The 12,830-nt window shown below is 66.7% G+C and carries 7 protein-coding genes; 3 read left to right on the top strand and 4 right to left on the bottom strand.

The genetic code is table 11. The features are described 5' to 3' along the window. Nucleotides 1–67: 67 nt before the first annotated feature. Entirely contained in the window at nucleotides 68–970 is a 903-nt protein-coding gene (locus PMO31116_RS10010) for a transporter substrate-binding domain-containing protein (protein WP_150566592.1), read from the bottom strand. Nucleotides 971–1,155: 185 nt separating this feature from the next. Next, nucleotides 1,156–2,412 (bottom strand): D-amino acid dehydrogenase, encoded by a 1,257-nt coding sequence (locus tag PMO31116_RS10005; RefSeq protein WP_174971111.1) that lies wholly within the window; start codon nucleotides 2,410–2,412, stop codon nucleotides 1,156–1,158. Nucleotides 2,413–2,635: 223 nt separating this feature from the next. On the opposite strand from PMO31116_RS10005, the gene PMO31116_RS10000 reads away from it, so the two are divergent. After that, nucleotides 2,636–3,595 carry a LysR family transcriptional regulator gene (locus PMO31116_RS10000; protein WP_023595135.1) on the top strand — a complete coding sequence of 320 codons (960 nt, stop codon included), beginning with the start codon at nucleotides 2,636–2,638 and terminating at the stop codon, nucleotides 3,593–3,595. Nucleotides 3,596–3,652: 57 nt separating this feature from the next. Here PMO31116_RS10000 and PMO31116_RS09995 read toward each other — a convergent pair whose 3' ends face one another. Then, nucleotides 3,653–4,264, bottom strand: a complete 612-nt coding sequence (locus PMO31116_RS09995; RefSeq protein ID WP_150566590.1) for a hypothetical protein — start codon at nucleotides 4,262–4,264, stop codon at nucleotides 3,653–3,655. 190 nt (nucleotides 4,265–4,454) lie between these two features. Then, nucleotides 4,455–5,867, bottom strand: a complete 1,413-nt coding sequence (gene dbpA, locus PMO31116_RS09990) for an ATP-dependent RNA helicase DbpA (RefSeq protein WP_150566589.1) — start codon at nucleotides 5,865–5,867, stop codon at nucleotides 4,455–4,457. Nucleotides 5,868–6,026: 159 nt separating this feature from the next. Between dbpA and PMO31116_RS09985 the strand changes: the two genes are divergently transcribed. Next, a complete protein-coding gene (locus PMO31116_RS09985; RefSeq protein ID WP_150566588.1) occupies nucleotides 6,027–11,243 on the top strand; it encodes an NAD-glutamate dehydrogenase in 5,217 nt (1,738 codons plus the stop codon). Between the two features lie 282 nt (nucleotides 11,244–11,525). Beyond that, nucleotides 11,526–12,788 (top strand): MFS transporter, encoded by a 1,263-nt coding sequence (locus PMO31116_RS09980; protein ID WP_150566587.1) that lies wholly within the window; start codon nucleotides 11,526–11,528, stop codon nucleotides 12,786–12,788. Nucleotides 12,789–12,830: the final 42 nt, after the last annotated feature.

The raw sequence follows: 12,830 nt of genomic DNA, 5'->3' as shown, positions 1-12,830 counted from the left end.
CGGGATCGGGCGCCGGGCAGGGCGGCGCAGGGGCGCTGGCCCCTGCACGACGCGCCGTCCTTCAGGATCAGTCGTAAGCCTTGGTGATCGGATCCTTGAACATGGCCTTCATTTCCGCGGTCATCGGATAGTTCATGTTCTGACCCTTCGGCGGCACCGGCTGGGTGAACCACTTGTCATAGAGCTTGGTCATTTCGCCCGACTTTTCCATGTTGGCGATGGTCGTGTCGACGACCTTGGTGAACGCCGGATCGTCCTTGCGCAACATGCAGGCGTAGTTCTCGAACTGGAGGTTCGGGCCGACGATCTCATAGTTCTTGCCTTCGTCCGCGGACAGCGACGCACGCTGACCATAGAGCAGCGGCTCGTCCATCACGAACGCCACGGCGCGACCCTGCTTGACCGTCAGGAAGCCGTCCGAGTGTTCCTTCGTCTGGATCAGGTTGAAGCCGATCTCGCCCTTCTTGCCCGACAGAATGCGGTCGGCGGTCGTGCCGGCGGTCGTGGAAATGGTTTTGCCCTTCAGGCTGTTCAGGTCAGTGATACCCGAACCCTTCTTGGCGATCATCTTGATCGAATACAGGAAGATGTTGTGCGAGAAGCCGACCTGCTTGGCGCGCTCGAACGTGTGCGTGGTCGAGCCGCATTCCAGATCGATGGTGCCGTTCTGCATCAGGGCGATACGGTTCTGCGAGGTGATCGGCGTCTCCGTCACCTTCAGGTTCGGCATGTTGAGCTCTTTCTTGACCGCGTCGACGATCTTGAGCGCGATTTCCTGGGAGTAGCCGATGGTCTTGCCATTGTTGTCCGTATACGAGAACGGAATCGACGACTCGCGCACCCCGAGGGCGATCACGCCGGTGTCCTTGATCTTCTTGAGGGTTCCCGTGAGTTCCTGCGCGCTCGCGGTTTGCGCGAACAGGGCGGCAGCAGCGCTGACGAGCAGCAGGGGAGCAAACAGCTTCTTCATGGTCTCTGTCCTATCGGAAGTGAATGGCACGGTGGTCCGCGCCGTTGGAATGTCAAACCCAAACACACTGATACAACTCGACACGTCTTCCCGCGTTTTCCCGTGGGAGAGAGGTACCTGACGTCTCGCACCCGGCGCTGCCTGCATCGCTGGCCGGGCGGCCTGCTATGGTCGTCGACCAAAAATCACCCGGCCAGCCGGGCAAACCCTGCCAGATCGACAGCGGGGCGCTTGCCGTCGATCGCGTCGGCGATCACGCGCGCGGCGCCCATCGACAACGTGAAACCCAGGCCACCGTGGCCGACGTTCAGCCACAGATTGCCCAGCGTATGCGCGCGCCCCAGAATCGGGCGGCCATGCGGCGTTGCCGGACGCATGCCGGTCCACTCGAGCGGCGCGTCCGCACCGCGCAGCGCGGGGAACAAGCCCGCCGACAACGTGCGCAGCGCGTCGATGCGGTGCGCGGCAATGCGATAGTCGTAGCCGACCAGATCGGCAATGCCCGCCACGCGCAGGTGCTCGCCGAGACTGGCATAGACGACCTTGTTGTCCGCATCGGTCACCGACACTTGCGGGCGGGCCTGCGGCGGTGCGCCGCGATACGTCAGGCTGTAGCCCTTGAGCGGATACAGCGACACCGACTCGCCCACGGTGCGCAGCAGCGGCATGGCTGCCAGCCCATTGGCGACCACGCACGCGTCGACCGTCACATCGCCCGAACGGGTGCGGATCGCCCGCACGGTGTTGCCGCGCGCGTCGAAACCGGTGACCTCGCGCTCGTACAGCAGTGCGCCGCGCGAATGTTCGCCGACGAGCCGTGCCAACGCCTGACACAGCAACTGACAATCGCCGGTCCCCTCGCCCGGCGTATGAATGCCGCCGGCCAGCTCGCCCGCGATCTTGCCGAGGGCGGGTTCGAGCTCGGCGCAGGTCGCGGCGTCCACACGCCGTTGCGCATAGCCCAGCCCATTGGCCAGTTCGAGCGAGCGCTCTGCGGCGGCGAGCTTGTGCGCGTCGCGATACACCACGAGCTTGCCGCTCAGCCGGTAATCGAACGACACCGATTCATTCGCCAGGAACTCCAACATCACCTCGCGGCTGTGCAGCCCGAGCGAGAGCAGGCGCAGCGTGGAACTGGCGTTGGCCTGGGCATTGCAATGTTTGACGAACTCGATCGACCACCGCCAGAAGTCCGGATCGAACGAGGGTTTGATCCGCAACGGCCCCGTGCGCGAGAACAGCAGCGAGGGCAGTTGCGAGAGCACGCCGGGGGCGGCGAGAGGCGACACGTAGCCGTAGCTCAACTGGCCGCCGTTGGCGAAGCTGGTCCCGAGACCCGGACCGCGTGCGGCGTCGATGACCGTGACCTCGTGGCCTGCGCGAAGCAACTGATACGCGCTGGCGAGGCCGACGACGCCCGCCCCGATGACTCCAATATGCATGACGATGAATGACAACCAAAAACGCAGGGGAATGCAAGGCGGAAAAATATGCTCCGCCGGGGACGGGGGCGCCTCGCGGCGGGCCTTCCGCACCACCTTTGCTACGCAGTGTAGAGCGAGAAAATTCGGTAACCTATGCGGATTTGAGGCAGCATATGTCTTTTGGGTATAGGGTCGGCGGCCTCGCCGATTCGCGCTTGGGGACAGGGGGACGACGTCAGGCATGAAATTGCGGCATATCGAGACGTTTCGCGCGGTGGTACTGACGGGTTCCGCCAGCGGCGCGGCGCAATTGCTCAACGTATCGCAACCGGTCGTCTCGCGCGTACTGCAGCACGCCGAACAGCAACTCGGCTTCAAGCTGTTCGATCGCGTCAAGGGGCGCCTCGTGCCGACGGCGGAGGCACGCCGGTTGTACCCCGACGTCGAGCGCATCTTCAGCGATCTCGAGCGCCTTCGCACCACGTCGCGCAATCTGCGTCAGCACGGCATCGGACACCTGCGCATCGCCGCCACGCCGAGTCTGGCGCACAGCCTGCTTCCCGCGGCCATCGAGCGCATGCGGCGCGCGCACCCCGATGTCGTCTTCGAACTCATCACCCACCACACGACCGAGATGATCACCGCGATCCTCACGTCGTCGGTCGACGTAGGCATCGTGTCCGCGCCGCCGATGGCGGCCGGGATCGTGAGCCGTCCGGTCGCGCAGGGACACATCGTGCTGGCGGTACCGGCCGTGTGGCCGAAGCTCGCGCGGCGCGGCCCGGCGAGCGCCGATGCGCTGGTCGGGCGCGACCTCATCAAGCTGCACGACGACACGCCGCTCGGTGCGCTGATCAACGAGCGTCTGGAACAGACCGAACTGCTGCAGGATGCGGAGGTCATGGTGCAGACATACTCGCTCGCGGCGGCGCTCGTCGAGCATGGCCTGGGGTATGCGCTGCTCGACCAGTTCACGGCGGCGAGCGCGAACGGGCAGGCGCAGCGCCTGTATCGCGTGGCGCCCGCCATCGTGTTCCCCGTGGAGATGCTGCGCCCGTCGCACGAACCCGAGTCGGTGCTCGCCGATACGCTGCGGCGTCATCTCGCGGATGTGGCCACGGAGCTCAGCGAGCGGGCCGACGCCCTGTGCGAAGGTCGCGAGATCGTGCTGGCGCCGAACGGCGTCGCCGAGGAAGGCTGAGCCCCTCGGCCGCCGTCGACGTGCATCGCTCTTCAGCGGGTGGCGAAGCGCGCGGCCTCAGCGGCAACTCGGTTCGCTCCTCACTTCCAGGTAGGTAAACGGCTGCGGCCGGAGCTTGTCGGCCAGCGACGGGTAATTGGCTTGCACGAAGCGGCGCGCGCCGGCCATGTCGAACGCCGTGCGCAACCAGAGTTTGCCGTCGTGACTGTCGAGCATGAGCGTGCCCGCGTAGATCACGTCGCCGCGACGCACATTGACGGTCGGCACCTTGCGTCCCTTGCAGTAGCGAAAGCGGTAACTGTTGTCGGCGGGAGTGAATTCCATCGGTCCGAAACGCTCGTTGCGCATGAGCGGCGAGACGCGCATGGCGATGAACCCGCGCGTGGGCGGATTGGCGTTGAGCGTGCGGATAAGCTTTGCGCCGACGATGCCGTTGACCGTTTGCGAGTCATCGGAATAACTCCACGGTCCCCAGGTGCTGCGCAGCGGCGTGTCGAGCCCGACGATCACGAGCGCGTATTCGTCGAGCGTGTCTTCGGTGAGGGCGGGGTTGGGCGGCACGCCCTTGGTGCTGCAGGCGGCGAGCCAGACGGCGCTCAGCGACGCCAGCGCGGCGAGCGCCGCACGCCGCGCGAGAGGCGAAAACAACAGGGTGCGAAACGACCTCATTGCAGCCTCCTTGTCGCGCCTGGCGCTCGGGGACGATTCCAACGGTACGAACGGTACGAGTGCTACGAACGGTACGAACGGATTGACCGGATCGACTGAAGCGGCAAGACGTCCGGCGGGCACCGTGCGACGGGCCGGTCCGTGCCGGGCAAGGCGCGCACGCCCGAAAACGCCGTCAGGCGCCCGAATCTCAGTCCTGCAGGAATCTTACCTTGACCTTGCGGCCCTTCACACGCCCGTCGCTCAGCTTTCGCAACGCCACCGGTGCGATGTCGCGTTCCACGGCAATATACGTGAAGTTGTCGAGCACGTTGATCTTGCCGATCTGCGACGCGGCGAAGCCGGCTTCTCCGGTCAGCGCGCCGAGCACGTCGCCGGGACGGATCTTGTCCTTCTTGCCGCCCAGCATCTGAATCGTCACCATCGGCGGCAGCAGATGGCCGCTGCCCGACGGCGTAAGCTCGTCGAGCTTGTGCCACGGCACTTCATGGCCCAGCGCGGCTTCGATATTGCCCACACGGCCCATCTCGTTCATCGTGACGAGGCTGAAGGCCCAGCCGTCTTCGTCGGCGCGGCCGGTGCGGCCGATGCGGTGCACGTACACCTCGGGGTCGGGCGTCACATCCACGTTGATCACTGCCTCGAGCTGGGCAATATCCAGCCCACGTGCGGCCACGTCGGTCGCCACGAGCACGGAGCAGCTACGGTTGGCGAACTGGATCAATACCTGATCGCGCTCGCGCTGCTCCAGCTCGCCATGCAGCATGAGCGCATGGAAGCCTTCGGCGCGCAGCACGTCGGTGAGATCGCGGCACTGCGCGCGCGTGTTGCAGAACGCAATGGTGCTCACCGGGCGGAAGTGATCGAGCAGGCGACCCACGACGTGCAGGCGCTCGTTATCGTCCACTTCGTAGAAGCGTTGGCGGATCTTGCTCGCGTCATGCTTCTCTTCAAGGCGCACTTCGCGCGGTGCGCGCAGCAGGCGCTGCGCGAGCTTGCCGATGCCTTCCGGATACGTCGCCGAGAAGAGCAGTGTCTGGCGCGAGGCGGGGGTTTGGCGTGCGACCGTGGCGATATCGTCGAAAAAGCCCATGTCGAGCATGCGGTCGGCCTCGTCGAGCACCAGGGTCTTCACGCCGGCGAGCGAAAGCGTGCCGCGCTCGAGGTGGTCCATGATGCGTCCGGGCGTGCCGACAACCACGTGCGCGCCATGCGCGAGGCTCTCCGCCTGCGGCCGAATCGGCGTGCCGCCGCACAGGGTGAGCACCTTGACGTTGTCTTCCGCCCGCGCGATGCGGCGCACTTCCTGGGCGACCTGCTCGGCGAGCTCGCGGGTCGGGCAGAGCACGGCGGCCTGCACGGCGAAATCGCGGGCGTCGACGCGCTGAAGCAGGCCGAGCGCGAACGCGGCAGTCTTGCCGCTGCCGGTCTTGGCCTGCGCGATGAGGTCGTGGCCGGCGAGCATGTCGGGCAGCGACGCCTGCTGGATGGGCGTCATCGAGACGTAACCGAGCCGTGCGAGGTTCTCCTGCATGGCAGGCGTGAGCGGCAGGCTCGAGAAGGGGGCGCTGTCGTTGCGCGAGTCGGTGGCTTTTGAGTTCATGCGCAATTATACCGGGCAGGGGAACGGGCCGACGCGGGTCCGTCCTGGGACTCGGGGTTTGCGCCGTTGCCAGTCCGGGGCCGCCGGGCGTAGCATGGCCGTGCCTGGTCGATATCCTCGCATGTCCTGAAGTCTCGTCCATTCCCGCAGAGGTTGCCCATGCCCGCGAATCCGGAAGAGAAGGTCCGCCAGCACATGGCGGAAGTCGTCGCAATGGCACGCGAGCGCGCGCCCGACGTGGCCGCCCTGTTCGAACCGTTCGTGCGGCATTACTACGGACTGGCCGACGCCGAAGACGTCGTCTCGCGCAGTGTCGCCGATCTGTACGGCGCGGCAATGGCCCATTGGCAGCTCGGCCAGAAGTTCGTCAGTGGCGAGCCGCGCATCCGCATCTACAATCCCACGCTCGACCAGCACGGTTGGCATTGCGACCACACGGTCGTGGAGATCGTCAACGACGACATGCCGTTTCTGGTCGATTCGGTGACGATGGAGATCAACCGTCAGGGGCTTGCCCTGCATTCGGCGTTTCACCCCGTTTATCGCATTCGCCGCGACGCAGCGGGCAAGCGCCTCGCCGTGGCGCCGGGCGCGGGGCCGGGGCGCGCGGCTTCGGCGGGCGAGGACACGGCGGTCGGTGCGGACAACGAGGGCACGCCGGGCACTTCAGGCTCGTCAGGCGGCGCAGGTGCTTTGCTGACCCCGGGCGCGGGCGGCGCGGTGTGCGGCAATGGCGCCGACGCGCAAAACGGCAACGGCGCGCCTGCGCACGGCAGCCGTTTCGAGTCGTACATCCACATCGAAGTCGATCGATTCTCCGAGCCCGAGCGTATCCAGGCGTTGGCCGACGGGCTGCAACGCGCGCTCGGCGACGTGCGTGCCGCCGTTGAAGACTGGCGCGCCATGCAGGCCGCGGCGCAAGCCGCCATCGAATCGCTCGCGCAACGGGCGCAGCACGCGGGTGTGAGCGCGCAGGAGCGCTCCGAGATCGACGAAGCGCAGGCGTTTCTCGACTGGATGCTCGCACGGCATTTCACTTTCCTGGGCTATCGCGATTACGAACTGATCGTGCGCGACGGCGATCCCTGTTTGCAGGGCGTGGCGGGTACGGGCCTGGGCGTGCTGCGCGAGTCGCGGCGAGATGCCGCCACGCCGGACGTGACCCGTCTGTCGCCCGGCGCCATCGGCATCGTTCAGGCCACCACGCCGATTTTCCTGACCAAGGCGAACTCGCGTGCGAGCGTGCATCGCCCTGGCTATCTCGACTACGTCGGTATCAAGCGTTACGACGCCCATGGAAACGTGTGCGGCGAGCGGCGGTTTCTCGGCCTGTACACCTCCACGGTCTATATGGTGCCGGTCGACGAGATTCCGCTCGTGCGGCGCAAGGTCGCGGAAGTGATCGCGCGTACCGGCTTTCTGCCGAACGGTCATCTTGCCAAGACGCTCGTGACGATCCTCGAGCAGTACCCGCGCGACGAACTGTTCCAGATCGACGTCGACGCACTGACCGACATCGCGCTGGGCATTCTGCGGTTGCAGGAGCGCCAGCGCACGCGGCTGTTCGTGCGACGCGACCGATTCGATCGCTACGTGTCGTGCCTGGTGTTCGTGCCGCGCGAGAAATTCAATACGGATCTGCGGGTCCGCGTGCAGAACCTGTTGCTCGCGGCGTACCACGGTACGAGCGTGGAATTCACGCCCCAGCTCTCCGAGTCGATGCTCGCGCGCATTCACATCACGGTGCGCACGGAGCCGGGCAAGGTGCCGGACGTCGACGTCAACGAACTGGAGGCGCGCATCGTCGAGGCCACGCGCCGCTGGCAGGACGATCTTGCCGACGCCTTGCGCCAGCACCTGGGCGAGGAGCGAGGCACGCGCGCATTGCGGCGCTACGCACAGGCGTTTCCCGCGGGATATCGTGAGGACTATGCCGCGCGCGTCGCGGTGCGCGACGTCGAACTCATCGAACCTCTGCTCCTGGCGACGTCGGCCACGCCCGCCGCGGCGTCGGGCGCCAGACCGCTGGCCATGCAGCTCTATCGTCCGCTGGAAGCCGCGCCGGGCACGCTGCGCTTCAAGATCTATCAGGCGGGCGAGCCCATCGCGCTCTCACGCAGCCTGCCCATGCTCGAACACCTCGGCGTGCGGGTGAACGACGAGCGGCCGTATCGCATCGAGCCCGCAGGCGAGGGCGCCGTCTGGATGCACGACTTCGGCATGACAAGCCTCGATGGCGCCGACGTCGACCTGGAACACGCCCGGGCGCGATTCGAAGACGCCTTTGCGCGTATCTGGGCAGGTGACGTGGAGAACGACGATCTGAATCGTCTCGTGCTGCAAGCCGGTCTCACGTGGCGCGAGGTGCGTATCCTGCGTGCGTACGCGAAGTACATCCGGCAAGTCGGCTCGACGTTCAGCAATGCCTACATCGAGAGCGCGCTCACCGGGAACCCGTCGATCGCGGGCATGCTGGTGCGCCTGTTCCTGGCGCGTTTCGACCCGGCCCTGGGCGACGACGCGCGTGCATCGCAAGCGCAAAGGCTTCGCGGGCAAATCCACGCCGCGCTGGAGGACGTGCCCAATCTCGACGAAGACCGCATCCTGCGCCAGTTCCTCGGCGTACTGGAGGCGACGTTGCGAACCAACTACTTCCAGACGGCCGGCGATGGCCGCACGCCGAAGACGTATCTGTCGTTCAAGTTCGATCCGTCCCGGGTGCCGGGGCTGCCCGAACCCAAGCCGATGTTCGAGATTTGGGTCTATTCGCCGCGCGTGGAGGGGGTGCACCTGCGAGGCGGTCGCGTGGCGCGCGGCGGCCTGCGCTGGTCGGACCGCCGGGAAGACTTCCGCACGGAGGTGCTGGGTCTGGTCAAGGCGCAGATGGTGAAGAACACAGTGATCGTGCCGGTGGGCTCGAAAGGCGGTTTCGTGGTCAAGCAACCCCCGCCGACGGGCGATCGCGACGCCTATCTCGCCGAAGGCGTGGCGTGCTACCAGACGTTCCTTCGCGGGCTGCTCGACCTCACCGACAACTATGTCGACGGCCGGCTCGTGCCACCGAAGCAGACTGTGCGCATCGATGGCGACGACCCGTATCTCGTCGTGGCGGCCGACAAGGGCACGGCGACCTTCTCCGATTACGCCAATGCGATCTCCGCGGAATACGGCTTCTGGCTGGGCGATGCCTTCGCGTCGGGCGGCTCGGTCGGTTACGACCACAAGAAGATGGCCATCACCGCGCGCGGGGCCTGGGAGTCGGTCAAGCGGCACTTCAGCGAGATGGGCGTCGACACGCAGACGCAGGACTTCACGGTGGTGGGCATCGGCGACATGTCGGGCGACGTGTTTGGAAACGGCATGCTGCTCTCCCGGCATATCCGGCTCGTCGCCGCGTTCGACCATCGTCATGTGTTTCTGGATCCGGTGCCGGACGCGACGACGTCGTTTGCGGAGCGGGAGCGCCTGTTCCAGTTGCCGCGCTCGAGCTGGGCCGATTACGACACGCGCCTGATCTCCGAGGGCGGCGGCGTCTTTCCTCGCACGGCCAAGGTCATCCCGATCTCGCCGCAGGTGCGCGAGCTGATCGGCACGGACGCCACGGAAATGGCGCCCAACGACCTGTTGCGCGCGCTCCTCAGGGCGCCCGTGGATCTGCTCTACAACGGTGGCATCGGCACGTACGTGAAGGCGAGCAGCGAGACGCACGCCCAGGTCGGCGATCGCGCCAACGACGGCCTGCGGGTCAATGGGGGCGAGTTGCGCTGCAAGGTCGTGGCCGAAGGCGGCAATCTGGGCCTCACCCAGCTCGGCCGCATCGAGTATGCGCAGCACGGCGGGCGCATCAACACCGATGCCATCGACAACTCGGCGGGTGTCGATTGCTCCGATCACGAAGTGAACATCAAGATTCTGCTCGGTCTTGTCGTCACCGACGGTGAAATGACGCTCAAGCAGCGCAACAGTCTGCTTGCCGAGATGACCGACGAAGTCGGTGCGCTGGTGTTGCGCGACAACTACCTGCAGACACAGGCGTTGTCGCTGGGCAGGTTGCGCGCGCCGCAGTCGCTCGACGACGAGGCGCGCTTCATGCGATTTCTCGAGCGCGCGCAGCGGCTGGCGCGCGCCATCGAGTTCCTGCCGGATGATGAAGCGCTGGACGCGCGTCGCGCGGCGGGCGCGGGGCTAACCTCGCCCGAGCGTGCCGTGCTCATGGCGTACAGCAAGATGTGGCTCTACGATGTGCTGCTCGCGAGCGATCTGCCTGACGCCGGGTTCGTGGCCGACGGATTGCCGTCGTACTTCCCCACGCCTCTGGCGAGCCGGTGCGGCGCGGCAATGCAGCGTCACCCGCTCAGGCGCGAGATTCTTGCCACGATGCATGCCAACGCGCTGGTCAACCGCGCGGGCGTGACGTTCGTGCATCGGCTCAGCGAGGAGACCGGGGCCGAACCGGCCGACGTGGTGCGTGCCAGTCTGGCCGCGCGCGGCGCCTACGGGCTCGACACCCTTTGGCAGGAGATCGACGCGCTCGACGCGCGGGTGTCGCACGAGACACAGGCGTCGTTGTTTGCCGCGGTGTCGCAGTGGCACGAGCAGGCCACGCTGTGGTTCCTGCGTCGCCGCCTGAGCGATGTGCCGCAAACGGTCGAGCGTTTGCGCGGTGTGCTGGACCCGTTGCTGCCCGCGCTCGACGGGCTCGTGAGCGGCGAGGCCGCCGACGCCGCAAGCGCGCGAGGCCAGACGCTGATCGACGCGGGCGTGCCGCCCGTGCTGGCGCGGACGGCCGCCGACATCGACGCCCGCGTGTCGCTGCTCGACATTGCCGAGGTGGCCAGCACCCACGGTTGCGAACCGGCGCTCGCCGCGAAGGTGTACTTCGCACTTGCGGCGCCGCTGGGGTACGGTTGGCTCCAGTCGGGCGTGCTCGGCTTGCCGATGCAAACGCACTGGCAGCGGCTCGCGCGCGCCACGTTGCTCGAGGAGCTGTCGGTGTTGCGGCGGCGTTTGACGGCGAGTGTGCTGGCGGGCGCCGCGGCGCAGGGCGAAGACGCGCGGGAAACGAGGGGGGCGACCAGGGCCGAGGGGGCAGGAGGGGCAGGCACGTCGACACGAGAGGGAAGCCGTGGCGCCGGGGAGGGCAAGGGAATCCAGGTGAGCGAAGTGAGCGGACTAAGCGACGGGAGCGACGGAAGCGACGGAAGCGAGGTGGACGACGCGTCGCCGGCGGGCCGTCTGGTTGCGCAGTGGCAAAAGACGCATGCCGATGCGCTGGCGCGTTACCACCGCGTGCTGGCCGATCAGGTCGCGGCGGGGAACGCCGATCTGGCGATGCTTTCGGTGAGCCTCAAGGCGCTTGCCGAAGTGGGGCGCTGAATCGGGGGACTGGATCGGGCGCAGAAACCGGCGACAGCCATGCGGCGGGCCGGGGTGGCGCTCGCCGCGCCCGGCGGCGTCCCGCAAGGATGTCGTGCGGGTGGGTTTCGCGTCCAAGTCGCCCCGCAAAACTGTCGCCAGGTCACTTTTAAGCGTTTACACAAAAGACGCGAAACGGCGTATCATCCGGGAAAACCCTAGGATTGCATCGACCCGTACGAACGCTTGCCCGTCGTGCGTCTCGACGCATCCTGGGGTTTCGTCGATTCCTGATCCCGCGAAATGCCCAACGATACCCGCCCTGCGAACGGACAGTTCGCCACGACGTTGCAGATCGTCTCCACCGTGTTTTTCACGTTCCTCTGCTATCTGACGATCGGCCTGCCGCTCGCCGTGCTGCCATCGTTCGTGCATGTCGATCTCGCCTACAGCTCCGTGATCGCGGGACTGGCCATCAGCGTTCAATATCTCGCGACGTTGCTCTCGCGGCCGTACGCGGGCCGAACGGCCGATGCCTGGGGGCCGAAGCGCACGGTGCTTTGCGGACTCGTCGCATGCGGTGCATCGGGCTTGCTCGTGTCGCTCGGCGGACTCGTCTCCGGGGTGCCCTGGCTGTCCCTGGTCACGTTGATTCTCGGGCGCCTCGTGCTGGGCTTCGGCGAGAGCTGGGTGTCGACGGGCGCCATCATGTGGGGCATCGGGCAAGTGGGGCCGTCGCACACCGCACGGGTCATCTCGTGGAATGGCGTGGCAACCTATGGCGCGCTGGCGTTGGGCGCGCCGCTCGGCGTGGCGCTCGACAATGCCTACGGGATCGAAGCGCTCGGTGGCGCGATCGCGCTGGCCGGCGTCGTCGGCGTAGCGCTGGCGCGCCTGAAGCGCGCAACGCCGGTTATTCACGGAGATCGGCTCGCATTCCGCGCGGTACTCGGTCGCGTGGTGCCGTTCGGCATGGGACTCGCGCTGGGTTCGATCGGCTTCGGGGCCATTTCGACGTTCATCACGCTCTATTACGCCAGCCATCACTGGGATCACGCCGCGCTTGCCCTGACGGCCTTCGGCCTTTGCTTCATGGGGGTGCGCCTGCTCTTCGGCAACAGCATCGGTCGTTTCGGCGGGTATCGTGTTGCGATGACGTCGTTCGCGCTCGAAGCCTTTGGCCTCGTCGTGCTGGGTATCGCGCCCACGGGCTTTACCGCGCTGCTCGGTGCGGCGCTGGCGGGCGCGGGCTTCTCGCTCGTGTTTCCGTCGCTGGGGGTGGCGGCCGTCAATCGTGTGCCGGCGCAGAACCGGGGGGCGGCATTGGGCGCGTATTCCGTTTTCCTCGACGTGGCACTGGGCGTTACCGGCCCGGTGGCCGGCCTGATCGTCGGCGCGTACGGATACGCGCAGGTTTACCTTTGCGCGGCCATTGCGGCCATCGCGGCGGTGTTGCTCACGTTGTGGATGTCGCGCAACGTCGCGGCGAACGAAGCGCACGACGCCGAGCCGGCAGGCGGCCATCGGCCAGCCCGGACCGCAACCTCCTCGGCCGCGTCCTCCTGATGACCGTCGCGCGCGTCTGACACCCGTCTTCCCCGCGTCGCG

Origin of the sequence: Pandoraea morbifera (genome assembly GCF_902459575.1) — a bacterium.
GTDB classification, from domain to species: domain Bacteria; phylum Pseudomonadota; class Gammaproteobacteria; order Burkholderiales; family Burkholderiaceae; genus Pandoraea; species Pandoraea morbifera.
Note: the sequence above shows the minus strand (reverse complement) of the source record. Positions and strands in the feature narration are given on the sequence as shown.